The 24,538-nt window shown below is 64.4% G+C and carries 26 protein-coding genes; 11 read left to right on the forward strand and 15 right to left on the reverse strand.

What is annotated here, in order from left to right; genetic code table 11:
- Positions 1 to 138: 138 nt before the first annotated feature.
- The 3 genes from ACLQ7E_RS16890 to ACLQ7E_RS16900 form a co-directional block, all read right to left on the reverse strand.
- Positions 139 to 270, reverse strand: coding sequence for a putative transporter small subunit (locus ACLQ7E_RS16890; protein WP_411733733.1), 132 nt, complete (start codon positions 268 to 270; stop codon positions 139 to 141).
- A gap of 23 nt (positions 271 to 293) precedes the next feature.
- Positions 294 to 1,976: a sodium:solute symporter family protein gene (locus ACLQ7E_RS16895; RefSeq protein WP_411733755.1), complete on the reverse strand. Its 1,683-nt coding sequence runs from the start codon at positions 1,974 to 1,976 to the stop codon at positions 294 to 296.
- Between the two features lie 649 nt (positions 1,977 to 2,625).
- Positions 2,626 to 3,486: a PHP domain-containing protein gene (locus ACLQ7E_RS16900; RefSeq protein WP_411733734.1), complete on the reverse strand. Its 861-nt coding sequence runs from the start codon at positions 3,484 to 3,486 to the stop codon at positions 2,626 to 2,628.
- Between the two features lie 218 nt (positions 3,487 to 3,704).
- Here ACLQ7E_RS16900 and ACLQ7E_RS16905 point away from each other — a divergent pair, with 218 nt between their 5' ends.
- The gene (locus tag ACLQ7E_RS16905) at positions 3,705 to 5,255 is read left to right on the forward strand and encodes an aminopeptidase P family protein (protein WP_411733735.1); all 1,551 of its coding nucleotides are present in this window, start codon (positions 3,705 to 3,707) and stop codon (positions 5,253 to 5,255) included.
- A gap of 118 nt (positions 5,256 to 5,373) precedes the next feature.
- On the opposite strand, the gene ACLQ7E_RS16910 is transcribed toward ACLQ7E_RS16905, so the two are convergent.
- Positions 5,374 to 6,273 (reverse strand): general stress protein, encoded by a 900-nt coding sequence (locus ACLQ7E_RS16910; RefSeq protein ID WP_411733736.1) that lies wholly within the window; start codon positions 6,271 to 6,273, stop codon positions 5,374 to 5,376.
- 150 nt (positions 6,274 to 6,423) lie between these two features.
- Here ACLQ7E_RS16910 and ACLQ7E_RS16915 point away from each other — a divergent pair, with 150 nt between their 5' ends.
- Genes ACLQ7E_RS16915 through ACLQ7E_RS16925 form a run of 3 tightly spaced genes read left to right on the forward strand, consistent with a single transcriptional unit; the run spans position 6,424 to position 9,495 of the window.
- The gene (locus ACLQ7E_RS16915) at positions 6,424 to 7,761 is read left to right on the forward strand and encodes a magnesium transporter MgtE N-terminal domain-containing protein (RefSeq protein ID WP_411733737.1); all 1,338 of its coding nucleotides are present in this window, start codon (positions 6,424 to 6,426) and stop codon (positions 7,759 to 7,761) included.
- Positions 7,754 to 8,389 carry a DUF1003 domain-containing protein gene (locus ACLQ7E_RS16920; protein ID WP_411733738.1) on the forward strand — a complete coding sequence of 212 codons (636 nt, stop codon included), beginning with the start codon at positions 7,754 to 7,756 and terminating at the stop codon, positions 8,387 to 8,389. The genes ACLQ7E_RS16915 and ACLQ7E_RS16920 overlap by 8 nt, the downstream gene beginning before the upstream one ends.
- The gene (locus ACLQ7E_RS16925) at positions 8,386 to 9,495 is read left to right on the forward strand and encodes an Mrp/NBP35 family ATP-binding protein (protein WP_411733739.1); all 1,110 of its coding nucleotides are present in this window, start codon (positions 8,386 to 8,388) and stop codon (positions 9,493 to 9,495) included. The genes ACLQ7E_RS16920 and ACLQ7E_RS16925 overlap by 4 nt, the downstream gene beginning before the upstream one ends.
- A 193-nt stretch (positions 9,496 to 9,688) precedes the next feature.
- Here ACLQ7E_RS16925 and ACLQ7E_RS16930 read toward each other — a convergent pair whose 3' ends face one another.
- From ACLQ7E_RS16930 to sigE, 3 genes are read right to left on the reverse strand one after another with little or no spacing between them, the layout of a single operon-like run.
- Positions 9,689 to 10,066, reverse strand: coding sequence for a sec-independent translocase (locus ACLQ7E_RS16930; RefSeq protein WP_411733740.1), 378 nt, complete (start codon positions 10,064 to 10,066; stop codon positions 9,689 to 9,691).
- A 42-nt stretch (positions 10,067 to 10,108) separates the two neighbouring features.
- Positions 10,109 to 10,987 carry a zf-HC2 domain-containing protein gene (locus ACLQ7E_RS16935; RefSeq protein WP_411733741.1) on the reverse strand — a complete coding sequence of 293 codons (879 nt, stop codon included), beginning with the start codon at positions 10,985 to 10,987 and terminating at the stop codon, positions 10,109 to 10,111.
- A 24-nt stretch (positions 10,988 to 11,011) separates the two neighbouring features.
- On the reverse strand, positions 11,012 to 11,641 hold the full coding sequence (gene sigE, locus ACLQ7E_RS16940; RefSeq protein ID WP_411733742.1) for an RNA polymerase sigma factor SigE: 630 nt from the start codon (positions 11,639 to 11,641) through the stop codon (positions 11,012 to 11,014).
- A 212-nt stretch (positions 11,642 to 11,853) separates the two neighbouring features.
- Between sigE and ACLQ7E_RS16945 the strand changes: the two genes are divergently transcribed.
- Entirely contained in the window at positions 11,854 to 12,489 is a 636-nt protein-coding gene (locus tag ACLQ7E_RS16945) for an O-methyltransferase (protein WP_411733743.1), read from the forward strand.
- A 138-nt stretch (positions 12,490 to 12,627) separates the two neighbouring features.
- Here ACLQ7E_RS16945 and ACLQ7E_RS16950 read toward each other — a convergent pair whose 3' ends face one another.
- From ACLQ7E_RS16950 to ACLQ7E_RS16960, 3 genes are all read right to left on the reverse strand, one after another.
- Positions 12,628 to 12,795, reverse strand: coding sequence for a DUF3117 domain-containing protein (locus ACLQ7E_RS16950; RefSeq protein ID WP_217389055.1), 168 nt, complete (start codon positions 12,793 to 12,795; stop codon positions 12,628 to 12,630).
- 110 nt (positions 12,796 to 12,905) lie between these two features.
- Positions 12,906 to 13,262 carry a DivIVA domain-containing protein gene (locus ACLQ7E_RS16955; RefSeq protein ID WP_411733744.1) on the reverse strand — a complete coding sequence of 119 codons (357 nt, stop codon included), beginning with the start codon at positions 13,260 to 13,262 and terminating at the stop codon, positions 12,906 to 12,908.
- A 38-nt stretch (positions 13,263 to 13,300) separates the two neighbouring features.
- Entirely contained in the window at positions 13,301 to 14,089 is a 789-nt protein-coding gene (locus ACLQ7E_RS16960; protein WP_411733756.1) for a TIGR00730 family Rossman fold protein, read from the reverse strand.
- 124 nt (positions 14,090 to 14,213) lie between these two features.
- On the opposite strand from ACLQ7E_RS16960, the gene ACLQ7E_RS16965 reads away from it, so the two are divergent.
- From ACLQ7E_RS16965 to ACLQ7E_RS16980, 4 genes are all read left to right on the forward strand, one after another.
- Complete coding sequence (locus ACLQ7E_RS16965; RefSeq protein ID WP_411733745.1) at positions 14,214 to 14,990, forward strand: amino acid ABC transporter ATP-binding protein; 777 nt, start codon at positions 14,214 to 14,216, stop codon at positions 14,988 to 14,990.
- Positions 14,991 to 15,063: 73 nt separating this feature from the next.
- Positions 15,064 to 15,891 (forward strand): glutamate ABC transporter substrate-binding protein, encoded by an 828-nt coding sequence (locus ACLQ7E_RS16970; protein ID WP_411733746.1) that lies wholly within the window; start codon positions 15,064 to 15,066, stop codon positions 15,889 to 15,891.
- Between the two features lie 87 nt (positions 15,892 to 15,978).
- Complete coding sequence (locus ACLQ7E_RS16975) at positions 15,979 to 16,659, forward strand: amino acid ABC transporter permease (RefSeq protein ID WP_411733747.1); 681 nt, start codon at positions 15,979 to 15,981, stop codon at positions 16,657 to 16,659.
- Positions 16,656 to 17,558: an amino acid ABC transporter permease gene (locus ACLQ7E_RS16980; protein WP_411733748.1), complete on the forward strand. Its 903-nt coding sequence runs from the start codon at positions 16,656 to 16,658 to the stop codon at positions 17,556 to 17,558. Before ACLQ7E_RS16975 ends, ACLQ7E_RS16980 begins: the two co-directional genes overlap by 4 nt.
- Before the next feature lie 121 nt (positions 17,559 to 17,679).
- On the opposite strand, the gene dapE is transcribed toward ACLQ7E_RS16980, so the two are convergent.
- Positions 17,680 to 18,840, reverse strand: coding sequence for a succinyl-diaminopimelate desuccinylase (gene dapE / locus ACLQ7E_RS16985; RefSeq protein WP_411733757.1), 1,161 nt, complete (start codon positions 18,838 to 18,840; stop codon positions 17,680 to 17,682).
- A gap of 37 nt (positions 18,841 to 18,877) precedes the next feature.
- Here dapE and dapD point away from each other — a divergent pair, with 37 nt between their 5' ends.
- Both dapD and ACLQ7E_RS16995 read left to right on the forward strand, forming a co-directional pair.
- Positions 18,878 to 19,840, forward strand: coding sequence for a 2,3,4,5-tetrahydropyridine-2,6-dicarboxylate N-succinyltransferase (gene dapD / locus ACLQ7E_RS16990; protein WP_411733749.1), 963 nt, complete (start codon positions 18,878 to 18,880; stop codon positions 19,838 to 19,840).
- On the forward strand, positions 19,830 to 20,747 hold the full coding sequence (locus ACLQ7E_RS16995; protein WP_411733750.1) for a hypothetical protein: 918 nt from the start codon (positions 19,830 to 19,832) through the stop codon (positions 20,745 to 20,747). The genes dapD and ACLQ7E_RS16995 overlap by 11 nt, the downstream gene beginning before the upstream one ends.
- A 16-nt stretch (positions 20,748 to 20,763) precedes the next feature.
- Here ACLQ7E_RS16995 and ACLQ7E_RS17000 read toward each other — a convergent pair whose 3' ends face one another.
- The 4 genes from ACLQ7E_RS17000 to fdxA form a co-directional block, all read right to left on the reverse strand.
- Positions 20,764 to 21,363 (reverse strand): hypothetical protein, encoded by a 600-nt coding sequence (locus ACLQ7E_RS17000; RefSeq protein ID WP_411733751.1) that lies wholly within the window; start codon positions 21,361 to 21,363, stop codon positions 20,764 to 20,766.
- Positions 21,364 to 21,570: 207 nt separating this feature from the next.
- Positions 21,571 to 22,854 carry a citrate synthase gene (locus ACLQ7E_RS17005; RefSeq protein WP_411733752.1) on the reverse strand — a complete coding sequence of 428 codons (1,284 nt, stop codon included), beginning with the start codon at positions 22,852 to 22,854 and terminating at the stop codon, positions 21,571 to 21,573.
- 232 nt (positions 22,855 to 23,086) lie between these two features.
- The gene (gene dapC / locus ACLQ7E_RS17010; protein ID WP_411733753.1) at positions 23,087 to 24,235 is read right to left on the reverse strand and encodes a succinyldiaminopimelate transaminase; all 1,149 of its coding nucleotides are present in this window, start codon (positions 24,233 to 24,235) and stop codon (positions 23,087 to 23,089) included.
- 14 nt (positions 24,236 to 24,249) lie between these two features.
- Positions 24,250 to 24,538 (reverse strand): ferredoxin (gene fdxA / locus ACLQ7E_RS17015; RefSeq protein WP_411733754.1); only part of this gene is annotated, 289 nt, incomplete at its 5' end.

Here is a 24,538-nt window from a genome sequence, read left to right on the forward strand (position 1 = left end):
TCTTTTTTGGGGTTCTTGGGGTTATTTTGGGTGTGTTAAAACACGCGGGGGTTGTGGCCCTGTGCCATGGCATTACTCCCCGCGCTTGAGGCAATTGAGACGCTGGCTGGTCCTAGGACCGGCCGCAGTCTCCCGGGCCTAGACCATGCTTCGACCCTCAGCACGTGCCTGGCGCCATTCACGATAGAACGCGCGCACGATCACGAAGAGCGTTCCGCCAACAACGACGGGCCAGATCAAGACGTATACGGTCAACCAAAAAATACTCATGACAGTCTCCTGTTTCCTTGTCTCTACTTAGCGGTGGCTACGTGGTCGGAGTCGCTCGTGATCGTCTCGACGGGGTCAAAGTCACCGACATGGTCCTTAATGGTGCTGAAGTCGAAGTCCTGCTTCGAACGCACCGACATGAGGTAGCAGACGACGGTCGAGACTGAATAGGCAACCAATGAGCCGCTGAGCACGGCATACTCATGCAGGGTGCCAAAGGCGAACGGTGCCACGATGGCGATTGCCGCTATGCCGATGATCCGGGCAACCTTGAGCCCGAAGAACCCAAAGCTCATCAGACCGAGGACTACGCCGATTCCCACGATGGAAACGATGTCCACGATGTAGCCGGTCAGTCCGTCCATCGAGATCCATTCGAATCGCACCGGAAGGAACAAACCCAGCGCGGCCAGCGATGAGATGGTGAAGGCCATGTTGGTGACCTTCTTCCAGTAGAAGCTCGCAATGACCGGGAAAACCAATGCGCCCCAAAGTGCGCCGACGAAGACCAACAAGTCAAGGATGTTCATCTTGCCGCTTGCAAAGAACAAACCCGCGGCGGTGGCGAGAATCATGGTGATGCGGCCGACCAGCAGCATCGTCTTCGGATTGGCGTTCTTCTTGCCCACCGACTGGCCGTAAATATCGGCCATTGCGATCGAGGAAAGCGCCGCCAGGTCGGAGTCAGCCGTGGAGGAGAGCGATCCCAGAATCATGATGAAGAACACGCACAGCAGGACCGGGCCAAGGTAGGTAACGGCCATTTGCGGGATCAGGTTGTTGATGTCCCCGTCAATCGGGGTCATGCCTGTGTACAGGGCGATGACGCCGAGCATGCCAAATCCTATGATCGTGGCACCGTAGCCGATCGTCGCAGTGATGAAGGTCGGCTTGATCAGGTCTTCACGCACTGAGAAGAGGCGCTGGGCGATCGTCTGGTTACCGATGGCGTACGCCAGGACGGCCGCGATGTACGGGGCTCCCTGGTTCATGAACGCGTCGGAGGAGAAGAAGTTACTCTGCTGTGCCGAAAGGTTTGAGGCACCAGATTGAAAGAGACCAGGGCCACCGGCGGCAAAGAAGACCACCGGAATGATGATCACCACGGCGCCGAGCATCGCCACGACCTGGGCAAAGTCGGTAAGCACCGAGGCCCGAAACCCGGACCAGAGGGTGTAGAGCAGGATGCCTGCGGCCACGGCTATGATGCCTTGGCGGAAGCTGAATGGCGAGAGAAGCGCGATCAGTGCGCCGCCGGCAATGAAGTTGGAGGTCAGGGAAATAACGCTGCCAAGGATGTTGGATCCGGCCAGCATGAGCTGGCTGGATCGTCCGTGGCGGGCGTACATGACCTCGGCCAGGGTGTGTGCCTTTGGCGCTACCGCACGGATCCGCCGACCGAAGGGGTAGATGAACAGAATCATCAACGCGCCCCAAAGACCGTAGTGAATCGGCCCGGAAATGCCATAGGTGTAGCCCGAAGTCGCCGAGGCGTACATCGAGGATGCCCAAATCCAAGTTGCGGTCATACTTGCCGCCGAGACGCCGAAACCAATCTTGTTTCCGGCCGTCATATACCCATCGGCGTTTTCATTCTTTTTGCCAATAAAAAGAGACATAACAAATGTCCCCCCGTAAAACAGCACCAACAAACCCAGGACAACAGATCCTGCGAGAAGTTGATAATCCCCGTTTTCGAGATCCATATCTATCCTCTCTTCGTAGGAATGCCGCCGGCAACAATTCCTAAATTTGCGCGCTGGCCGACTAGGGCACAATTAATCGAATTCGCATACACGAATCGAGCAGGCATCCGGCGTGGACGCATTCTGAGCGCGCAAAACCACCCGGACTTCATGCCGGATACCTGGACATCGGACTATGGTCGCAGGGAAGTTTTCCTCACCCGTGCACGACACCGATTTACATCCAAAATGACGGTGAAATTCATACCGTCGTGGTTGCGAGTTGCTTCGCGAAACGCTGGAACTAGGCTCAACAAACACATTTCAAAAAGCGAAGCAACTAGATCGATACTAGCAGGTGTCGGGGTTCCCCAACCCCAGCATCGATTAGGTTCCGATACAGACCTCCGCCAACCCCTGCGCGGATATGGAGCTAAATACTCGTTCGCCAGCTTTTCATTGATGGAACTCATTTTCTTTATTTCACTGGGTAATCGCTTGCCGAATAAGCATTTTTTCACCCCTTGCGACACGTCGACCGACCGGAACGTTGAAGTCGGGAAAATAGGTGCCTGACCACGGCAAAGGCGGCTTGCCCAGAGTCTCTCCGTGCACCAAAAAACGCACCGCCAGCGCCCTTTCGGGGCGGTGGCGATGCGCTGCAAACTGTCTAGAAGAGGTCGGGCATACCCACCGGCGCGCTTCCGGTGCTTGCCTCCAGGATCCGCTGCAGCATTTCCGTGCTCGTGGTGTTTTCGCCCAGCCTGTTGGGTTTGCCGGTGCCGTGGTAGTCCGAGGACCCGGTGACGATCAAGTCATGTTTTCGCGCCAGTGCACGCAGGTACTCGCGCCCTTCCTCGGGGTTGTCCCGGTGATCGATTTCCAGGCCAAGCAACCCGGCCTCGATCATCTGCTCGAAGGTCTCCTCCCCCACCACCCGGCCCCGGGCAGAGGCGACAGGGTGGGCAAAGACCGGTACCCCGCCCGCATCACGCACCAGTCTGACGGCGGTCACCGGATCCATGGCGTAGTGCCCGACGTAGTAGCGTGAACGGGCGGTCAGCACCTCCGCGAATGCCTCGGTGCGGGTGCGGACCACACCGGCAGTCACCAACGCGTCGGCGATGTGGGGACGGCCAATCGTCCCTCCGGGGATCGAGTGTCGGGAGATCATGTCCCAATCCACCGGATAGTCCTCCGCGAGCAACTCGACCATGCGCCGGGCACGGGTGATCCGCGCATCTCGGGCCTTTTCGATTTCCTCGATCAGGCCCTCGTGCGTGGGGTCGTGAAGATAGCAGAGTAGGTGGACGCTGATGCCGGCCTCGGTCTTGCAAGAGATTTCCATGCCCGGGACCAGCCCCACACCCACTTCAAGTGCGGCGGCTCCGGCCGCCTCCCACCCTGCCGTCTGGTCGTGGTCGGTCAGCGCCACCACGTCCAGGCCCGCGGCCTTGGCCGCGGCAACCAATTCGGCGGGGCGCTCCGTCCCGTCTGAAACATGTGAGTGAGCATGAAGGTCGATCCGCATAGCTCTCAGGGTAGTCCCTCGGCGCCGCCGGATCGGCCGTGCCCCGCGGAGTTCTTCCCCCAACGAACACGAGAGTTCGAGGGGCACCTCGATCGTCAGGGGCCGAGCAGGGCGAAACGTGCTGTTCACGCGGGCAGCCTGTCCATGTTCCGGCGCCGGCACCGCGCTGCGCGGCGGACGCCTTGGCGTATGCGCCCGTGCTTTGAGACGATTGGTCAATGAGCACTGATGCAACCACCACCACCGGCAGCGACCAGCCCCTCGAAGAGCGCGTGAACAACCGTTCCCAGCGCCCCAACTCCGAGGCCTTCAAGAAGTTCATGGCCTCGTCATGGGCCCCCGACACCTCCACTCTTCCGGGCGCGGACAAGGTAGCCCCGTACGCGGCCGCCCGCCGCGCAGCGATCTCGGCCAGGTTCCCCGGCGAGCGCCTGGTCGTTCCCGCCGGACCGCACAAGGTCAGGTCCAACGACACCGACTACCGCTTCCGCCCCCACTCCGGCTTCGCCCACCTCACCGGCCTGGGCCTTGACCACGAGCCGGAAGCCGTCCTGGTGCTGGAACCCACCGAGGCGGGCGCCGGCGACAACGGCTCGAACCACGTTTCCACCCTGTACTTCTCCCCGATGGCGGGCCGCGACTCCGAGGAGTTCTACTCCAGCGCCCGCACCGGCGAATTCTGGATCGGCCCGCGCCCGACACTCGGTCTCCTGCAGGCGCGCCTGGGACTGCCCACCGCAGATCTGTCCGGCCTGGAGGTCGCCATCACCAAGGACGCCGGCGTAGTGGATTTCGGCGGCATGCGCATCCGTCTGCTGCGTGACGTCGACATGAACTGCGACGCCCTGGTCGACACCTCCCGCATCAACACCGGGGTGGACCTGGAGGTCTCCGACTCCCTTGACGGGGAACTCTCCGAGGCGCTCAGCGAGATCCGCCTGGTCAAGGACGAATGGGAGATCGCGGAGATGAAGAAGTCGGTGGCCGCCACGGTCAACGGCTTCCACGACGTCGTCCGCTCGCTGGACCGGGCCGTGGCCCACGATCGCGGCGAGCGCGTCGTCGAGGGCGCGTTCTTCGCCCGGGCCCGCGAAGAGGGCAACGACCTGGGGTACGACACCATCGCCGCCTCGGGCAACAACGCCACGGTGCTGCACTGGATCAACAACAACGGCACCGTCAACGACGGCGACCTGCTGCTGCTCGACGCCGGGGTTGAGGCCGAGTCCCTGTACACCGCCGACGTCACCCGCACCCTGCCGGTCAACGGCAGCTACACCGAGGTGCAGCGCAAGATCTACCAGGCGGTACTTGATGCCGCAGACGCCGCATTCGCCGTGGCCAAGCCGGGCACCACGTTCCGCGACCTGCACACCGCCGCGGTGAGCGTGCTGGCGCAGAACCTCGACGCCTGGGGCCTGCTCCCGGTTCCGCTCGAGGAGGCGCTCTCCCCCGAGGGCCAGCAGCACCGCCGCTGGATGCCGCACGGCACCAGCCACCACCTGGGCCTGGACGTGCACGACTGCGCGCAGGCCAAGGCCGAGCTGTACCTGGACGGGATCCTCGAAGAGGGCATGGTCTTCACCATCGAGCCGGGCCTGTACTTCAAGAACGAGGACCTGGCCGTGCCCCAGGAATACCGCGGCATCGGCGTGCGCATCGAGGACGACGTGCTGATCACCGCCGACGGCTGTGTCAACCTCTCCGCGGCGCTGCCGCGCACCCCGGCCGAGGTCGAGGAATGGATGGCTCAGGTCCGAAAGGGCTAGTCCCGCCCTCCGACGTGAACGCGAAGGCGGCCTTCATCCCATCGGGTGAAGGCCGCCTTCGCGTTTCAGGACTTGTTGGCGTTGCGCCCGGGGTCCATCCCCGGGGCCGTGCCGGTGGCTAGAGGTGCTTGCCTGGCTCCGGGTGCTTTGCTTCCTCGGGCGTGGATTCCTCGGACCCGGTCGCGGCTTCGGACTTCGGATCCGTGTCGCCCTCGCCATCGGGTGTGCGGGTTTCTTCCGGAGCCTGCACGGCTACCGGCGCTTCCGGTGCAGGGGTAGCGGGCTCTTCGAGTTCAGGGGTAGCGGGCTCTTCGGGTGCAGGGGCATCGGCCGGCTGCACGTTGTCCTGGATCCGGATGCCGAACTGCGGGCGCCCGTCGGGCAGGTCCGAGTAGCTGCCCGACGACGGAGCACCCTGGCCCGGTTCGGTGGGTGTGGCCGGGGCCGAAGGCGCGGCTTCCTGGACCGGGGCCGGTGGCTGCACCGGTTGGCTGTGCGCACCCACCCCGTTGTCGGCGGCCGTGCGGCTCATGGGCAGCTTGGCCGCCAGGGCGCGTGCAGCATGCGCGTGGGAAAACGCAACCACCACGTCGTAGCTGGTGGCCAGGACCTGGGACTGCGAGGCGAAGTCGCGCTTGCCGCGCCTGAACGAGTAGCTCACTACGCCCACCAGCATCCAGATGGCCATGCCGATGCCCACCGAGGACAGGATCTGCGCCAACGCATTGGAGCCCGGGCTGAAGATGGTCAGGACCAGCCCGACGAAGACGCCGAACATGGCGCCCTGGGCGGCGCCGGCGGCTGCAACCTTCGGGTAGCTGAGCTTCGCGGTGACCCGCTCCACCGATTTGAGGTCGTTGCCCACGATGGTGAGGTTGGCGACGGGGAAGTCGTTGTCGGCCAGGTAGTCAACCACCTTCTGGGCATCCAGATAGGTGCTGTAGCGTCCCAAAAGCTCGCCGCGCGGCAGGCCGGGCGAGTTCGGGTTGGACGGGGACGCACCAAGTGGGGAAGACATATATCCATTGTGCACGTTGCCGCGCCCGAAGACCTGACTTGATCGCTGAAGGTGAAAGCGACGCGACCCAAGACCGATGTCATGTGGCGTAGCGCTCAACACATTGCCCAATCCGAGGCCGGGTGCACGGCAGGCAGTAGCCTAGAGAGCGTGAGCAGCAATTCAACGAAGGTCTTCATCGCACGACTGCTGGGCCTGGACGTCTTTGACCCCTTGGGCGACCGCCTGGGCAGGTTGCGCGACGTTGTGGTCATTTCCCGCCTGGCCACCAAGCCCGCCCAATGCGTCGGCGTGGTCGTCGAGGTGCCCGGAAAGCGGCGCGTCTTCGTGCCCATGACCCGCATCCAGGCCATGGAATCGGGGCAGATCATTTGTACCGGCCTGGTGAACATGCGCCGCTTCCAGCAGCGCGGCGCGGAGATCATGGTCGCCGCCGAGCTCTTTGACCGGCGCGTGGTGTTCGAGGACGGCAGCGGCAACGCGGTCGTCGAGGACATCGGCCTGGCCCGGGAACGCAACGGGGACTGGATCATCTCCGACTACTACGTGCGCCGCGGCCAGCCCGCCGGCGGGCTGCTGGGGCTGCGCCGGGGCCGCGGCGAGAAGCTGCTGGTGCCCTGGGACGCGATCGTCCACACCGCGCTGCACGAACCGCAGGCCGCAAGCACCTATGTCGCCGCCCACGACGAGATGAAGCCCGCCGACTTCGCCGACGCGCTGCACGAGATGAACCTCAAGCGCCGCGTCGAGGTTGCCTCCGAGCTGCAGGACGAGCGCCTGGCCGACGTGCTCCAGGAAATGCCCGACGACGAACAGGTCCAGATCATCTCCGCCCTGGACATGGAACGCGCCGCCGACGTGCTCGAGGAAATGGACCCGGACGATGCCGCCGACCTCCTGGGCGAACTCTCCGAGGACACCAAGCACGCGCTGCTCGAGCTGATGGAGCCCGAGGATGCGCGCGATGTGCGCCGCCTGCTCTCCTACCCCGAGGGAACGGCCGGGTCGATGATGACCCCGGTCCCGGTGATCCTCTCCCCCGAGGCCACCGTCGCCGAGGCCCTGGCCTCGGTGCGCCGCGAGGAGCTGAGCCCCGCGCTGGCCTCCACCGTCTTTGTCACCCGTCCCCCGCTGGAGACCCCCACCGGGCGCTACCTGGGAGCGGTGCACATCCAGGCGCTGCTGCGCACCCCGCCGCCGGAGTCCCTGGGCAACATCCTGGACTCCGACGTCGAACCCATCGACGACATGGCCAAGGTCGCCGAGGTCGCGCGCACCCTTGCCAGCTACAACCTGACATCCCTGGCCGTGGTGAACGACGACGGGCGCCTGGTCGGTGCGGTGACCGTCGATGACGTGCTCGACCACCTGCTGCCCGATGACTGGCGCACCCACGACGACCATCCCGACGACGCCGTCGGCCCCGATGCCGCGGCCGCGTCCGACGGCACCGCACCACCACCCCTGAACGGAGGTTCCCATGGCTGAGAAGCGACAGGTCTCGACAGGCCTGGACACCCCCATGTCCGCCCGCAACCGCTTCTTCCCGCGCTATTCCCCGAACCCCGACAGGTTCGGGTCCAGCACCGAGAAGTTCGCGCGTTTCATGGGGACCCCGCAGTTCCTCTTCTACATGACCATCTTCTGCGTGTTCTGGCTGATCTGGAACACTCTGGCCCCCGCGGGCTGGCGCTTCGACTCCGCGGCCCTGGGCTTCACCGCGCTCACGCTGATGCTCTCGCTGCAGGCCTCCTACGCCGCCCCGCTGCTGCTGCTGGCCCAGAACCGGCAGGACGACCGCGACCGGGTCTCGCTGACCGAGGACCGCGGGCGCGCCGAGCGCAACCTCTCGGACACCGAGTACCTCACCCGCGAGCTGGCGGCCCTGCGCATCGCCCTGCGCGACGTGGCAACCCGCGACTACGTGCGCTCCGAATTGCGCTCGGCGCTCGAGGACCTGCTGGAAACCACCGACGGCGAGGAACTGAGGCTGCGCGCCAAGCCCTCCAAGCCCTCCAAGCGCAAGGACCGTTCCTCGACGAACACCGGGCTGATCCCGCAGGTCTCCCCCGCGCCCAAGCGCAAGCAACGCCCGGAAAAGAACGAGAACCCATGACCATCGAGCCGCGGCTCCTCGAAGCACTCTCCGCCGTCCAGGACCCCGAACTTCGCCGGCCCATCACCGAACTGGGCATGGTCGAATCGGCCGTGCTGGCCGAGGGCACCGCAAACGTCACGGTGTTGCTGACCATCGCCGGCTGCCCGATGCGCTCCACCATCGAAACCGACGTCGCCGCCGCCCTGGCTGCGGTGCCCGGGGTCTCGCACGTCGAGGTCACGCTCGGGGTCATGAGCCCCGAGCAGCGCGCCGCCCTGCGCGATTCGCTGAAGGGCCGCTCCATCCCGTTTTCCGACCCTGCATCGCTGACCCGCGTGATCGGCATCGCCAGCGGCAAGGGCGGGGTCGGCAAGTCCTCGCTGACCGCCAACCTGGCCTGCGCGATGGCCGCGGACGGGCTGCGCGTCGGACTCATCGATGCCGACGTGCACGGCTTCTCCATCCCCGGGCTGCTGGGCATCCCCGGTGCGAAGCCAACCCGCGTGGATGAGATGATCCTGCCGCCGGTGGTGCACGGGGTGAAGGTCATTTCCATCGGCATGTTCGTCCCCGACAACAAGCCGGTGATCTGGCGCGGTCCGATGCTGCACCGGGCGCTGGAGCAGTTCCTGACCGATGTGCACTTCGGGGACCTGGATGTGCTGCTGCTAGACCTGCCCCCGGGCACCGGGGACATCGCCATCTCCGTCTCCCAGCTGTTGCCGGGCTCCGAGCTGGTGGTCGTCACCACCCCGCAGGCGGCGGCCGCCCAGGTCGCCGAGCGCGCCGGGTCCATCGCCGTGCAGACCGGGCAGAAGGTCGTCGGTGTCATCGAGAACATGAGTTGGTTGGTGCTGCCCGACGGGTCCACCATGGAGGTCTTCGGCTCCGGCGGCGGGGCGGAGCTGGCGCAGCGCCTGTCACTGGTGCTCGGCACCGAGGTCCCGCTGTTGGGGCAGGTCGCACTGGATCCGCTGCTGCGTGCAGGGGGCGACGCCGGCGTGCCATTGGTGCTCTCCCACCCGCAGTCCCCCGCAGCCGCGCAGATCATTGACATGGCCCGGGGCCTCACGCGCCGCCCACGCGGCCTGGCGGGCCTAAAACTGGGCGTCACCCCGCGCTAGGCGCCGCGGGGCCCACATGCGGGGCCCGGGAGGTTGTGGAGGGCACAAGTGCACGACGCCGCAACCGGTTAGGCCGTGCCCACCGGCAGACGGGCCCCCGGGAAGCACAAAGGCGGCCTCCCCGTAGGGAAGCCGCCTGGTGAAGTTGGCGCTGGGGTTTGGTCCCCCGCCGGGACCTAGGTCGCCTCGTTGGCTAGGTCGCCTCGTTGTCAAAGGGTGCCGGCTCGTGCGGGGCCAACGGGGCGATCCGGGCGATCGCCACCGCGCGCTGCTGGGCTGCAGGGGTTTCCTTGACGGCCGCCACCGCGTCCTCGAAGTCCTCGAGCAGCGCGTCCTTGATGATCCTGCGCGGGTCGTACTGGCGCGGGTCGAGCTTGCGCCAGTCCATGTCGGCGATGTCATCGCCGACTTCCTCGCGCAACTGTTCCTTGGCACCGGTGGCCATGCGGCGCAGTTCCTTGACCAGGCGCGCCAGCTGCGCGGCATACTCCGGAAGTTTCTCGGGTCCCAGAATAACCACCGCGAGCACCGCAAGCACCAGCAGTTCACTGCCATTGATTCCCAAAAACACCCTTGTAGACTACCTGCTTTCGAGCTGCGATGAGGCCATTGCCTATTTGAAGTCCAAAACCATGAGGCGGGAAAATCCACGCAACAGGCGTTGTGAGAATTTCTCGGTGGAGGGATCCAGCGCCACGATGCGCGTGTGTTCCCCCACGACCAGCCGCTGCAGGACCCGTTCCACGTCCGCCTTGGAAAGGTCTGATGAAACCTCGTACCTCACGCCTTCCATGTTCAGCGTGGCGGTACCCTCAGCATACGTGACCGCGGCCGCCGCCTTGGCACCCAACCGACGTCCCAGCTCCGTCAGCATGCCCGAGGACGGATCGGTGCTGGCCGAGGCGGCCGTGGACTTCTGCAGGGGTGCGCCTTGGGCTCCGGCCAGGGCGCGTGTCTCGGACAGCTCCACAATGTGTTCTTCGTCGCTGAGCACCAGCTTCACCGTCGCCTCGCCGTCCTCCAGCACCCCGGTGGCCGAGGAAAGGGTGAACCCCGCCGCTTCGATGACCGGGCAGGTCCAGCCGGACAGACGCAAATGGTTGATGGCCTCCGCATCCAGGTTCAGGGCGGAGGCATTCCACGATTCGGCCGGATCGCGCTCGGGGGCGCCCAGCGCGGCGGTTGCACCCAGGAACCACGACATTGCGGCGATCGTGCCCACCAGGACGAAGACCAGAAGCAACACGGCCATTGGCACGAATCCGTTCGCACGGGACCGTCCCGCACCGTGTTCCCGCGGCAACGAGTAGTGGGCACCGAGCAGGGTTTGGGCGTTCAGCGGCACCGGGGGCCGCCCCGGGGAATTCGCTACGGGCCGGGAGCCGCGCGGCTTGGATTCCAGCGTGGCCGAACATGCGGCGCAGTGCTGCAGGTGCCTCTCCAGGGCGCCGGCACGGCGAGAGTCCAGCTGGCCGTCCACGTATTGACCCATCCAACGTTCATACCGATGCATGCCCTAGCGCACTCCCGGGATCGTCCGCCGGATCTTGGGCAACGCCATGGTTGCCGGGGGCCTCGCGGCCGGGTTGCGGTGGGCCAGCTTTTCGCGCAGCATCCCCCGGCCTCTGTGGATGCGTGAACGAACGGTGCCGAGTTTCACGTTCAGCGCCTCGGAGACCTCCTCGTAGGAGAGGCCCTCGAGATCGCACAGGACCACCGCCGCCCGGAATTCGGGGCTTAGCGCGTCCAGTGCCGCCTGGACATCGACGTCCAGGTTGTTGTACTCAAAACTACGTTCCGGGCCCGGTGCGGTCCCGGGGATCTTCGCCTCGGCATCCTCGGCAAGACCGTCGAAGCGGATCCGCGACTTGCGCCGCGCCTGGTCCAGGAACAAGTTGGTGGTGATGCGGTGGAGCCAGCCCCCGATGGTGCCGGGGACGAAGGTATGCAGCGAACGGAAGACCCGCACGAAGGTTTCCTGGGCCAGGTCTTCGGCGTCCTGCCGGTTGCCGGCCAGGCGATAGGCCAGGCGGTAGACGCGCGGCGCATGGTCCTTGACGATGTCGTCCCAACTCGGCACCTCTAACTCCGCAGGCTCGTCAAGGGAGCGTACGTCGCTGGTCAAGGAGAGATTCGATGCGTTCACGTCAACAAGTCTCGCGCAGGCTCCTGAGCAGAAGCTGAAAGCAACCTGTGTCGCTTCCCGGTTTGGATTCTCCCCCGACGGCGCCCGTTGCAAGGATAGGATGGGCCTGGCGGCATCAGCAGGGAAGCCGCCCCATGCCTCTGCCGCATCGCGGGCCGGGCCATGGCGCCAGCCCGCAATACACCGCACCGCAAAGGATTTGCCGCACACCCATGAACCTGGACATCTTTAGCAGCTGGACATACGCACAGGCCCAGGCCCAGGAGGATGCTGTGCTCGAGCGGGCCCGCGAACGCGGCCGCGAGCTGGGCGTGGAGTCCGTGGGAGCGGCCACAGCCAATTTCCTCGCAGTCCTGGCCGCCATCTCCGGGGCCAGGAACATGGTGGAAATCGGCACCGGCGTCGGCGTCTCGGGCACCAGCCTGCTACGTGGGGCGGGGAAGCATTCCGCCCTGACGACGATCGATATCGACGTCGACCACCTGGCCGCTGCCCGAGCGGCCTTTCACGATGCCGGGGTCGATGGCTCACGCACCAGGGCAATTTCCGGCCGTGCGCAGGCCGTGCTGCCCCGGCTCACCGACGGCGCCTACGACCTGGTGTTCATCGATGCGGACAAGACGCACCTTTTGGAGTACGTCGCCCAAGGCATCCGACTGGTCAAGGTCGGCGGACTGGTCATCGTGCACGACGCATTCGACCAGCACCGCGTCCCCAAGCCGGCCGTGCGCCAGCCCAGCACCGTGGCTACGCGCAATGCGACGCGGCTGCTGCGCGAGGACGAACGTTTTGTCAGCTCGCTGGTACCCACCGGTCTTGGCCTGCAGTTAGCCGCCCGGATCGGCTAGCACCACCCGGAATCCCGGGAGCTTGCAACGCGGGACCGAACCCCGCGCCCTGGTTACGGCCGCCGCCTGACACACTGCGGGGCGGACACCTGGCCGTACCGGCCAAGTCCCCGCCCCGCGGCGTTCCGACACCGAGTGTTACTCGGTGGCGCCTACCAAGCAATCGCGCAGCTCGGCGGCTTCGGCGGCATTAAGTTCTACAACCAGACGCCCGCCACCGTCAATCGGTACACGCATGATCAGGCTACGGCCTTCCTTGGTGACTTCCATCGGACCATCCCCGGTACGTGGTTTCATCGCAGCCATTAGCGCTGTTCCCTTTCATTTGAGGTAAAGGCCTTTTGGACCCCCACCCGGTGGTGAGTTAATCGGCGAACCTGGATAATCGTGATCCGCTTTCAACTTGCTACGTCCTATTATTCCGAAGAATGGCTCGTGTTGCTAATCACAGGCTCTTTTCCGTGCGCCGCGATGACCTCATGTAACCGACTTATCTCGGTCGAAAGGGCGTCAAGGACCTCATCAACCTGATCACATCGATACCCGCGCAGGGCCAGCGAAAAGCTCACGTTCTCCACATCCTCGGCGCTCGGTTGCCCGGGCAGGAGCACCGGAGGCAGAGTGGCTACCGGTTCGACCAGCCCGTGGATCGGCCCGCGGACCGGCTCATAGCGCCGCCCGTCCCGGCCCGCACGGCTCCGCTTGGTTCCAATGCCCAGGCACGCTGCGGCGCCCAGTATCAAGATGGCGACCACCAGCAACATGTAAACCATTCCGGGATCCTTTGATGTTTGTGATGGGCTGCCGGACTTTAATCTGAAGCAACAAAACCATTGGGCCTGGCGGAATTGACGACGATATCCACGGCTTCTTCGATATCGTCGGTGACCCGGATCAAGTCAAGATCGGAAACCGAAATGGCTCCGCCTTCGGCAACGGTGTTTCGCAGCCATTCCAGAAGCGGGGTCCAATAGGAGATACCGACCAAAACAATGGGGAATCCGGTGACCTTTTCGGTCTGCACCAGGGTCAGCGCCTCAAAGAGTTCATCCAATGTTCCGTATCCGCCGGGCAAGACAATAAACCCTTGCGAGTACTTGACGAACATCGTCTTTCTTGCGAAGAAGTACCGGAAATTGATACCCAGGTCCACCCACTCGTTGAGTCCGGTTTCAAATGGCAGTTCGATGCCCAACCCGACCGAGATGCCGCCTGATGCCACGGCACCCTTGTTCGCTGCTTCCATGGCCCCGGGTCCACCGCCGGTTATCACTGCCACACCGGCGGCCGCAATGAGCCCGCCAATCTTTTCGGCCTGCACGTATCGCTCGGATCCGCGCGGCGTGCGGGCGGAACCGAACACACTGATCGCGGGGCCCAGACCGGCAAGTGCGCCGAAGCCTTCAACGAATTCGCTTTGGATGCGCAAAACCCGCCATGGGTCGGAATGGGTGAAATCCTGGTCCTCGCGCGTATCGAGCAAGTATGCGTCGGACTGCTCGGTTTTGGCCTGAGACCGGCGCAATACCACCGAGCCCTTTCGGCGCGCCGGGTCGGGCAGGGAATCAAAGTTCTTGGAGTGCGAATTCTGGCGTTGCATGCCCACCACTGTAACCGCAATACCCGGTCCCACTGGCCGCATCATGGCGCATTTAGGCAAAGATTTGGCATCGACTGGCAAAATCATGGTCGTGAAGCGCGTCACTTCGGATAGGGTTCATGTCATGAGCACTGATTCCCACTCGAATAGCGCTAAGTCGGACCTGACTCCTATCGTCAGGCTCTCCGCAGTGAACAAGCACTATGGCCAACTCCATGTTCTACAGGACATCAACCTTGAAGTCAGCAAGGGTGAGGTCGTCGTCGTTCTGGGCCCATCCGGCTCGGGCAAATCGACCCTATGCCGCACCATCAACCGCCTTGAAACCATCGACACCGGAACCATTGAAATCGATGGCAAGGTGTTGCCCGAAGAAGGCAAGATGCTGGCCAAACTCCGTGCCGATGTCGGCATGGTTTTCCAGTCATTTAATCTTTTCGCACACAAATCCATTTTGGAAAATGTGACTCTCGGCCCGATCAAGGCCAAGGGCATGAAGAAATCCGAAGCCGACAAGCTCGCCATGTCCTTGCTGGAGCGTGTTGGTGTTGCCAATCAGAAGGACAAGCTCCCGGCACAGCTCTCCGGCGGACAGCAGCAACGCGTGGCCATTGCCCGTGCCCTGGCCATGCGTCCGAAGGTCATGCTCTTTGACGAGCCGACCTCCGCACTGGACCCGGAAATGATCAACGAGGTCCTCGACACCATGATCGGACTGGCCAAGGAAGGCATGACCATGATCGTGATCACCCACGAGATGGGCTTCGCCCGCAAGGCCGCCGACCGCGTGATCTTCATGGCCGATGGCCAGATCGTCGAGGAATCCACCCCCGAGCAGTTCTTCACCAACCCGCAGAGCGCGCGGGCCAAGGATTTCCTCGGCAAGCTCATCACCCATTAAAGCCATCCCACGGCGTTCTTAGTTCGATGGATGAGAAACTCGCTCTCATCCTTGATCACAACAAGGAGAAACGATGCGTAAGTCCCGCATTTCAGCAGTAGCAGCCATGGCAGCAGCCGCGGCCATGGCCCTGACCGGCTGTGGCGGTTCCGGTGGCGAAACCGGCGACGGCGACACCGTGAAGATCGGCATCAAGTTCGACCAGCCGGGCCTCGGCTTCAAGGACGGCGACGCATACACCGGCTTCGACGTCGATGTCGCCAAGTACGTCGCCAACGAGCTCGGCTTCACGGAAGACAAGATCGAATGGGTCTCCTCGCCGTCGGCCAACCGCGAAACGCTGCTGGAGACCAAGCAGGTCGACATGATCTTCGCGACCTACTCGATCACCGACGCCCGCAAGGAACGCGTGGCCTTCGGCGGCCCGTACTTCGTAGCCGGCCAGGACCTGCTGGTCCGCACCGACGACAGCTCGATCACCGGCCCTGAAACCCTGACCGGCAAGAAGCTTTGCTCCGTGACCGGCTCGACTTCGGCCAAGAAGGTTTCCGACTCCTACCCCGGCGTGAGCCTGGTTGAACAGGGCGGCTACGCCGACTGCCTGGGCCTGCTGGAAACCGGCGGCATTGACGCCGTCACCACCGATGACATCATCCTGGCCGGCCTGGCTGCCACCGAGGCCAACAAGGGCAAGTTCAAGGTCGTGGGAAACACGTTCTCCGAGGAGAAGTACGGAGTTGGCCTGAGCAAGGACGCCACCACCTGCGCCGACATCAACGCGGCCATCACGAAGATGGTCGAATCCGGCGAATGGGAGAAGGCGCTCCAGGCCAACACCGAGGGCACCGGCTACACGCCCAACGCCAAGCTGAATCCCCCGACGCCCGACGCCTGCGCCTAGTCATTGACCGTTTCTTCATGGGACCCATCCGGCGCGCGATCCGTGCCGGGTGGGTCCCACACCAATCGCACCCTAAAGGAGTAAGCCATGCAAGGCTACCTTTCCCTATGGGATGAATACGGCGGACAAATGATGTCCGCCTTCTGGGGCAACCTGCAGCTGACATTTTGGGCAGCCATCGGGTCGTTGGTCCTGGGCACGATCCTGGCACTGATGCGTATTTCGCCGGTGCCAAGTTTCCGCGCCTTCGGCACCTCATACGTGAACATCTTCCGAAACACCCCACTGACCATCATCATGACCTTTGGCGTGTTGGTGCTCTTTGGCGTGTTCCAGGTCCAGTTCAGCTCGGATTTCAATCTCAACTTCTTCCAGATCGCCATCCTCGGCCTGACGATCTACCACTCCGCATTCGTGTGCGAGGCCATCCGTTCCGGCGTCAATACCGTGCCCCTGGGCCAAGCCGAGGCGGCCCGTGCCATTGGGCTGAGCTTCCTGCCCGCCGCGCGCCTGGTCATCCTGCCGCAGGCCTTCCGCGGGGCCATCGCCCCGCTGGGCAACGTCCTGATCGCGTTGATCAAGAACACCACGGTCGCCGTGGCCGCTTCGGTGGCCGAGATCTCGGGCCTCATGAAGACCATGCTTGAGTTCCGCGCCGATGTCGGGATCCTGATCTTCCTCACCATCGCCGCGTTCTTCGTGATCGTCGTGATCCCCGTTGGCCTGCTCACCACGTACCTATCCAAGAAGTTGGCGGTGGCACGATGAAAGTCTCCGAATCCGTACTTTTCGACGCTCCCGGCCCCAAGGCCCGGCGTCGCGTGCTCGTCGTCAACGTCCTCGGCGTACTGCTTGCACTCTTTCTGGTGTATTACCTGTTCAAGGTCATGAACGACGCAGGTCAGCTGGCTCCCGAGAAGTGGTCGGTGTTCGGCGAGAGCTCCATCTGGGAGAACTACATAGTCCCCGGCCTGCTGAACACGCTGAGGGCTGCGGCAGTCGCCATCGTCACTTCGTTGGTCTTCGGATTCCTCTTCGGCATCGGGCGCCTGTCCACCAACAAGGTGATCAACTGGATCAGCTCCATTGTCGTGGAGTTCTTCCGCGCGGTCCCCGTGCTGCTGATGATGATCTTCCTCTGGATCATCCTGGCGCGCTCCGGGATCGTGGCCCCCAGCGACTCGCCGTTCATCGCGGTGGTCGTGGGCCTGACGCTGTACAACGGCTCGATCGTTGCCGAATTGATTCGTTCCGGCGTCTTCGGCCTGCCCAAGGGCCAGCGCGAGGCGGGCATCGCCATTGGGCTGACACGCGGGCAGTCGCTGCGCAATGTCGAGATCCCGCAGGCGCTCATCGCGATGTTGCCGGCCTTGATCGGCCAGTTCGTGGTCATCCTCAAGGATTCCGCGCTCGGCTACATCATCAACTTCAACGAGCTGCTCTTCAACGGCAGGCTCGTCGGAACGGGCAACGCGAACGTGCTGCAGGCCCTCGTGGTCGTGGCCGCTATCTTCATCTTGATCAACTTCGGGCTCTCGAAGTTGGCCTCCGTGGTGGCGAGCCGGCTCAGTAGCCGGGGCATCAGCGCTGGCAAGCCCATGGACCCGGCAGTGCCCGTGATGGTCGCGGACCTGAACACCAAGCTGCCCGGGGGCTCCGCCACCTAGTTCCTCCGCGGACACAACAAAATACGGCAAAGGGCCGGGCCGCAGTCGGTCTCGTAATTCACGAGACTCCGACTGCCGCCCGGCCCTATAGCTTTGGTGCGCGTCCCCGGGGGTGTTCCAGCTAGGCGCCGACGCCTGCGCCCCCGGGGGCGGACGCCCCGCCCAGCCAGCGGCGCAGCGCGGACAGGCAGTCGTGGATGGCGGTGCGGGTGACATGTTCGTCGTCCGAGTGCGCCAGCAGCGCATCGCCCGGGCCGAAATTCACCGCGGGAATCCCCAGCTCGGAAAAGCGTGCGACGTCGGTCCAACCGAACTTCGGCTTCGGCGTTTGGCCCACCGCCGCGACGAAAGAGGCAGCCGCCGGATGCCGCAGTCCGGGCCGGGCGCCTCCGGCCCCATCGGTGCGGATGATCTCGAATCCCTCGAAGAGCTCGAACACGTGGGCCTCGGCGGCCGCCACGTCCTTGTCCGGCGCGAAGCGGTAGTTGACCTCGACCTCGCAGTAGTCCGGAATCACGTTGCCGGCAATGCCGCCGTTGATGCGCACCGCATTGAGCGATTCGCGGAACTCCAGCCCGTCCACGTCCACCGTCTTGGGGGTGTATTCGGCCAGGATCCGCAGGATGGGTGCCGCGGCGTGGATGGCGTTTTCGCCCATCCAGGCGCGGGCCGAGTGCGCCGCGACGCCGCGGGTGCGCACCTTGTAGCGGCTGGTGCCGTTGCAGCCGCCCTCCACCGTGCCGTTGGTGGGTTCGAGCAGGATGGCGAAGTCGCCACCGAGCATTTCGGGACTATTGCGGAAAAGCCGGCCCAGGCCCGACTTGGAGCCCTCGACTTCCTCGTGGTCGTAGAAGATGAAGGTCACGTCCCGGTTGGGATCCTGCAGGGTTGCTGCGAGTGCCAGCTGGACAGCGACACCGCCCTTCATGTCGGTCGCTCCGCGGCCATAAAGCGTCTCGCCGTCCCAGCTCACCGGCACGGTTCCCCGGGCCCCGGGCGTGGTGGGCAGCGGGACGGTGTCCAGGTGTCCGGCCAGGACCACCCGTTCGGACCTGCCCAGGTGCGTCCGCGCCACGATCGCGTCCCCGTCGCGGTGCACCTCCAGGCCCGGGATCCGGCGCAGGGCGGATTCGATGGCGTCGGCCAAGGCCCGTTCGTTGCCGGAGACGGACTCGATGTCCATCAGCCGGGCGGTCAGGTCGGCGACGTCCTCGCGCAGGTCCAGGTCGATGGGCGTGGCGGGGGCGGCATGGGAAGCGGGGCTGGGTTTGCTGTGCACAATCCAAGGTTAGTACCGGAGCCCGCGCTAGGATTGATTCATGACTCCGGTAGACACCCACGCAACGCACGCTTCCACCCACGACCTCAGGATCGCCTCGGCCCACGGCCTGGCCACTTACGCCGCCGACGGCTCGGTCCTGGACGCCTGGTTCCCGGCTCCCGTGGTCGGTGTCCTGGACGAGGCGGCACAGATCTCCGGCGACCTGGCCGCTGCCGCACGCGACGATGCCGAGCGCGGCACCACGCAGTCGGTGATTGCGCTGGAAATCAACCTCGATGTCGCCCCCGCCGACACCGCCGACGTCTGGCTGCGCCTGCATTTGCTCTCCCACCGCCTGGTGATGCCGAACGACGTCAACCTCGACGGGGCCTTCGGCCTGCTGCAGAATGTCGTGTGGACGAACTTCGGTCCCTGCGCCGTGGCCGACTTCGAACGCACCCGTCTGCGTTTGCGCCCGCGCGGGGCACTGACCGTGTACGGGGTCGACAAGTTCCCCCGGATGCTGGACTACGTCGTTCCCGCAGGAGTGCGCGTTGCCGACGGCGGACGCGTCCGCCTGGGCGCGCACCTGGCGCCCGGCACCACCGTCATGCACGAGGGCTTCGTCAACTTCAATGCGGGCACCCTGGGCGCCTCGATGGTCGAAGGCCGGATCTCGGCTTCGGTCGTTGTGGGCAACGGTTCCGACGTGGGCGGCGGCGCCTCCATCATGGGCACCCTCTCCGGCGGCGGCAAGGAAAAGATCGTCATCGGCGAACGCGTGCTGCTTGGCGCAAACTCCGGCGTCGGAATTTCCATCGGGGACGACTCGGTTGTCGAGGCGGGGCTTTACGTCACCGCCGGCACCCGCGTCCAGCTCGGGGACAAGGTGGTCAAGGCCGTGGAACTCTCCGGCGTTTCCAACCTGCTCTTCCGCCGCAATTCCCTCACCGGCGCCGTGGAGGCGCTGCCCCGGGCCGGTCAGCTCATCGAGTTGAACAGCGTACTGCATGCCAACTGACGCACACCAACGCGTTCTCGCGTTGGACTCGCGGGGTGCCGACCAGCCACACGGTCGGCACCGCGGGCCACGGCGCTGGGGCCGCACCCTGCTGGCCCTGGTGCTTGCCCTGGGGCTCATCGGCGGTGGGCTCTATGCCGCGGTGAACTTCATCGGGATCGATGCCACGGTGGTGCGGCAGAAATGCACGGCCCTGGTTGGCTCGACGCTGCACACCCTGACCCCGGACCAGGCATCGAACGCCGCGGTGATCGCCGCCGTGGCCGGCAAGCGCGGGATGCCCACGCGTGCCGCCACGATCGGGATCGCCACCGCGATGCAGGAATCCAAGCTCACCAACATCGACTACGGCGACAACGCCGGACCCGATTCCCGGGGCCTGTTCCAGCAGCGCCCGTCCATGGGCTGGGGCACCGCGGCGCAGGTCCAGGATCCGGTCTATGCGGCGAACCGCTTCTTCCAGGAGCTGGAGACCTTCGACTACCAGTCCATGGCCCTGACCGACGCGGCGCAGAAGGTCCAGCGCTCGGCCTACCCCGGGGCCTACGCCCAGCACGAGGAGAAGGCCAAGGCCTTTGCCTCGGCGCTGACCGGCGCCTCCCCCTCGACGCTCAATTGCATGCTGCGCCCGGCGGAGGGTGCCGGCTCGGCCAAGTCCGTCGCCGCCGACCTGTCGGCTGACACGGACAAGGATGCCGACGCCCTGTCCGGGAACCGCGTCCGGGTCGCGGTGAGCGGCGAACAGGGCTGGGCCATCGCCCAATGGGCAGTGGCCAACGCGCAGAAGCACAACACCGACTCCGTCTCCTACGCGGGACTTGTGTGGAACCGCTCCGAGGGTCGCTGGGTGCCCGCGGCGACCACCGACGGGTACGTCGTCATCTCCCTTGCCGGTTCCCCGAAATGACGCCCAACCTGCACGCCTAGGTCATCAGGTCGATGATGGGCTGCAGGTAGCTGCGGAAAAGCGTCGCATCCCGCATCAGTTCCTGGCTCAGGATCACCATGTCCGGTTCCACGAACCAGGCGCGGCGTTCGGCCAACGGCAGCTCGACCAGCTTCAGGTGCAGGTCCTCGACGTTCTTGCCCTCGAGCTCGCGTTCGTCAAAGATATGCGCCAGCAGTTCGAGGCGCTCCTTCGTGTTGTCCTGGCAGTAATCCTGGTACTCCCCCAGCCGGTTCTGCGTCCAGGTGTAGGCATTGCCGTAGTGGGCGCGCAGAAGGTGCTGCAGGCTCGGCGAATCCGAGAAGTCGGCAAAGTCGGGTTCTTCGTGGATGTCGATGGACTGACGGCCGTTGGCCAGTATCCCCTCCCACCAGCTTTGCCATTCCTGGCGCAGTTCCCCGGCGGCATTCCCGTCCAGTTCGCGCGCCGCCGCGGGCTTGACCCTGGGACTCAGCGGCGCGAGGGACGTGGCCCCCAGCGGCTCGATGGCCGCCAGATCCCGGATATAGAGCGCCAGCAACATCTCCTTGTCGATATCGGCCGAAACCTTCCAACCCGAACCAGACTCCAGCACCATCTGTGCACACCCGTTTCCTTCAGATCCCTCGCCTATCTCTAGGATAAGCCCGAAATCGCACAAAGGCCCCGGAAACCCGGGGACTGTGTGCAGCCGGCCACACACGACAAAGGGGGCCGGCGCCGTTGAAGGAGTTTTCCTTCGACGGCACCGACCCCTTCGGGTCGCGCACTGCGGGAATAATTCCCGCGGCGGCTCCCGACGGCCTTAGCGGTTCGGGTAGTTGCGCTCGGACTCGCCGATGTAAAGCTGGCGCGGACGCCCGATCTTCATTTCCGGATCCTGGATCATTTCGCGCCACTGCGCGATCCAGCCCGGCAGGCGGCCGATGGCGAACAGCACGGTAAACATCTTCTCCGGGAACCCCATGGCCTTGTAGATCAGGCCGGTGTAGAAGTCCACGTTCGGGTAGAGCTTGCGCGAGATGAAGTAATCATCGTTCAGTGCGCGCTCTTCCAGGGACATCGCGATGTCCAGCAGCTCGTCGTTGCCGCCGAGCTTGCCCAGGATCTCGTGGGCCGTGTTCTTGATGATCTTGGCGCGCGGATCGTAGTTCTTGTAGACACGGTGTCCGAAGCCCATGAGGCGGACGCCGTCTTCCTTGTTCTTGACCTTCTCCATGTAATCCTCGGGCTTGATGCCGTCGGCCTGGATCTGGCGGAGCATCTTCAGCACGGCCTCGTTGGCGCCACCATGGGCGGGGCCGAAGAGGGCGTTGATGCCTGCGGACACCGAAGCGAAGAGGTTCGCGTTGGACGAACCCACCAGACGCACGGTGGACGTGGAACAGTTCTGCTCGTGATCCGCGTGCAGGATGAGCAGGAGGTCCAGTGCCTTGACCACTACCGGATCCATTTCGTACTGCTCGGCGGGAAGGCCGAAGCTCAGTCGAAGGAAGTTCTCCACCAGGTTCATGGAGTTGTCCGGGTAGAGCATCGGCTGGCCGATGGACTTCTTGTGCGCGTAGGCAGCGATAACCGGCAGCTTGGCCATGAGGCGGATGGTGGAAACTTCCACGTGCTCCGCGTTGAACGGATCCAGCGAGTCCTGGTAGAACGTGGACAGCGCCGAAACAGCCGAGGAGAGCACCGGCATGGGGTGGGCGTCGCGCGGGAACCCGCCGAAGAAGCCCTTGAGCTCTTCGTGCAGGAGAGTGTGGCGCCGGATCTTCTGATCAAATTCTTCCAACTCCGTGGGGGTGGGAAGGTTGCCGTAGATCAGCAGGTAGGAAACTTCGAGGAAGCTCGAGTGCTGCGCGAGCTGCTCAATCGGGTAACCGCGGTAGCGCAGGATCCCTGCGTCGCCGTCGATGTAGGTAATGGCCGAGGTGGTGGCCGCTGTGTTCATGAAGCCGGGGTCATAGGCAACGGCGCCCGTCTGCTTCAGCAGCTTGGAAACGTCGTAGCCTTCGTTTCCTTCTACAACCTGGATGCGCGGCAGTTCGAGTTCGCCGCCGGCATGGCGCAGTGTTGCGCTGGTGGTCTCAGTCATGGAGTCCCCTTCATGAGGCCTCAGGGCCTCTATCGAACGCTTGTCCAACAACCTTCTGGTGTCGCCGCCTTCGGCCCTACTGTTGCAGGGCTCCAACGGCCGAAGTGCTTTCTTAGAGAAGGCCACCATTGATAGTCAGTTAAAAAGCTACCGCCAGTAACCCTCCGGAACTAATCCGTGCCGTCGGGTTACTGGCGGAATGACGCTGTTAGTGGTGCAAGTCACAGCATTGTTATGAGGCTGTGGCAAGCCGTTCAACTGCGGCGTCGATGCGTTCGTCGCTGCCGGTAAGGGCTACGCGGATGAAACCATTGCCGGCGTCGCCGTAAAAGACCCCCGGACCCACCACAATGCCGAGGTCGGCGAACCGTGCCACCGTATCCCAGGTGGCTTCACCCGCCGTGGACCAGAGGTACAGCCCGGCCTTGGATTGGTGGATCTGCAGTCCGAACTTCTCCAGGGCAGGAACCAACCTCTCGCGTCGGCCGCGGTAGAGATCCTTCTGGGACAGAACGTGGCCGGCATCGCCCAAAGCAACGCGCATCGCTTCCTGCACGGGGTAGGGCACGATCATGCCCGCGTGCTTCCGGCTGTTGACCAGATTGGCCATGATGGCCGAGTCGCCGGCGACGAATGCGGCACGGTAGCCGGCCAGGTTGGACTGCTTGCTCAAGGAGTACACGCACAGCAGGCCGTCGGTGGAGCCGCCGGTAACACGGGGGTCAAGGATGCTGGGAACAGCTTCTCCCCCACGTTGGGCATCCCATTCGCCCCAGCCCAGTTCGGCGTAGCATTCGTCCGAGGCCACCACGGCGCCGAGCTCGCGGGCCTGACCCACGATCCTGCGAAGCGACTCAACATCGCGAACGCTGCCCGTGGGATTGCCCGGCGAGTTGATCCAGATCAGCCGGACTTTGGCACGGGTGGCCGGATCAAGTTCATCCAGGTCGTCGGCAGCAACAGCCGTGGCCCCTGCCAATGAGGCGCCGATGTCGTAGGTCGGGTAGGCAACTGTGGGCCTCACAACCACGTCTCCGGCGCTCAGGCCGAGCAGGAACGGCAGCCAGGCTACGAGTTCTTTGGAGCCCACGGTCGGCATGACGTCCTGGGGGTCCAGACCGGGCACGCCGCGGCGGCCGGCGAACCAGTCCACCACGGCTTGGCGCAAGGCCAGGGTGCCATGAACCGTGGGATAGCCGTGGGCGTCCGCGGCGTCCGCAAGGGCATCACGGATCAGCCCGGGCGTGGGATCCACCGGTGTCCCGATGGAAAGATTCACGGCGCCACCAGGGTGCTTTGACGCCGTGGCGACGTAGGGCGCCATGGCCTCCCAGGGGTAGTCGGGCAGGTTCAGGCCGAAAGCCGGTGCCGCGGAGATCAAGGAAACTACCGCCTTTAGTGGTCTTGGTTCTGCGGGGGCAATGCGGAGATGAACGGGTGATCCTTACCCGTGTTGCCAATCTTGGCCGCTCCGCCCGGGGAACCGAGGTCGTCGAAGAACTCAACGTTGGCCTTGTAGTAGTCGGCCCATTCCTCCGGGGTGTCATCCTCGTAGTAACTGGCCTCAACCGGGCACACGGGTTCGCAGGCACCACAGGCGACACATTCATCGGGGTGGATATAGAGGGAACGCGCACCTTCGGAAATGCAGTCGACAGGGCACGCTTCAATACATGCCTTGTCC

Source organism: Paeniglutamicibacter sp. (genome assembly GCF_046714615.1).
Taxonomy (GTDB): domain Bacteria; phylum Actinomycetota; class Actinomycetes; order Actinomycetales; family Micrococcaceae; genus Paeniglutamicibacter.

Bases quoted from the DNA above. Each gene is read 5' to 3' on its own strand.
- ACLQ7E_RS16890 (WP_411733733.1), bottom strand. From the start codon at position 270: ATGAGTATTTTTTGGTTGACCGTATACGTCTTGATCTGGCCCGTCGTT.
- ACLQ7E_RS16895 (WP_411733755.1), bottom strand. From the start codon at position 1,976: ATGGATCTCGAAAACGGGGATTATCAACTTCTCGCAGGATCTGTTGTC.
- ACLQ7E_RS16900 (WP_411733734.1), bottom strand. From the start codon at position 3,486: ATGCGGATCGACCTTCATGCTCACTCACATGTTTCAGACGGGACGGAG.
- ACLQ7E_RS16905 (WP_411733735.1), top strand. From the start codon at position 3,705: ATGAGCACTGATGCAACCACCACCACCGGCAGCGACCAGCCCCTCGAA.
- ACLQ7E_RS16910 (WP_411733736.1), bottom strand. From the start codon at position 6,273: ATGTCTTCCCCACTTGGTGCGTCCCCGTCCAACCCGAACTCGCCCGGC.
- ACLQ7E_RS16920 (WP_411733738.1), top strand. From the start codon at position 7,754: ATGGCTGAGAAGCGACAGGTCTCGACAGGCCTGGACACCCCCATGTCC.
- ACLQ7E_RS16925 (WP_411733739.1), top strand. From the start codon at position 8,386: ATGACCATCGAGCCGCGGCTCCTCGAAGCACTCTCCGCCGTCCAGGAC.
- ACLQ7E_RS16935 (WP_411733741.1), bottom strand. From the start codon at position 10,987: ATGGGTCAATACGTGGACGGCCAGCTGGACTCTCGCCGTGCCGGCGCC.
- ACLQ7E_RS16945 (WP_411733743.1), top strand. From the start codon at position 11,854: ATGAACCTGGACATCTTTAGCAGCTGGACATACGCACAGGCCCAGGCC.
- ACLQ7E_RS16950 (WP_217389055.1), bottom strand. From the start codon at position 12,795: ATGGCTGCGATGAAACCACGTACCGGGGATGGTCCGATGGAAGTCACC.
- ACLQ7E_RS16955 (WP_411733744.1), bottom strand. From the start codon at position 13,262: ATGGTTTACATGTTGCTGGTGGTCGCCATCTTGATACTGGGCGCCGCA.
- ACLQ7E_RS16960 (WP_411733756.1), bottom strand. From the start codon at position 14,089: ATGCAACGCCAGAATTCGCACTCCAAGAACTTTGATTCCCTGCCCGAC.
- ACLQ7E_RS16965 (WP_411733745.1), top strand. From the start codon at position 14,214: ATGAGCACTGATTCCCACTCGAATAGCGCTAAGTCGGACCTGACTCCT.
- ACLQ7E_RS16970 (WP_411733746.1), top strand. From the start codon at position 15,064: ATGCGTAAGTCCCGCATTTCAGCAGTAGCAGCCATGGCAGCAGCCGCG.
- ACLQ7E_RS16975 (WP_411733747.1), top strand. From the start codon at position 15,979: ATGCAAGGCTACCTTTCCCTATGGGATGAATACGGCGGACAAATGATG.
- ACLQ7E_RS16980 (WP_411733748.1), top strand. From the start codon at position 16,656: ATGAAAGTCTCCGAATCCGTACTTTTCGACGCTCCCGGCCCCAAGGCC.
- dapD (WP_411733749.1), top strand. From the start codon at position 18,878: ATGACTCCGGTAGACACCCACGCAACGCACGCTTCCACCCACGACCTC.
- ACLQ7E_RS16995 (WP_411733750.1), top strand. From the start codon at position 19,830: ATGCCAACTGACGCACACCAACGCGTTCTCGCGTTGGACTCGCGGGGT.
- ACLQ7E_RS17000 (WP_411733751.1), bottom strand. From the start codon at position 21,363: ATGGTGCTGGAGTCTGGTTCGGGTTGGAAGGTTTCGGCCGATATCGAC.
- ACLQ7E_RS17005 (WP_411733752.1), bottom strand. From the start codon at position 22,854: ATGACTGAGACCACCAGCGCAACACTGCGCCATGCCGGCGGCGAACTC.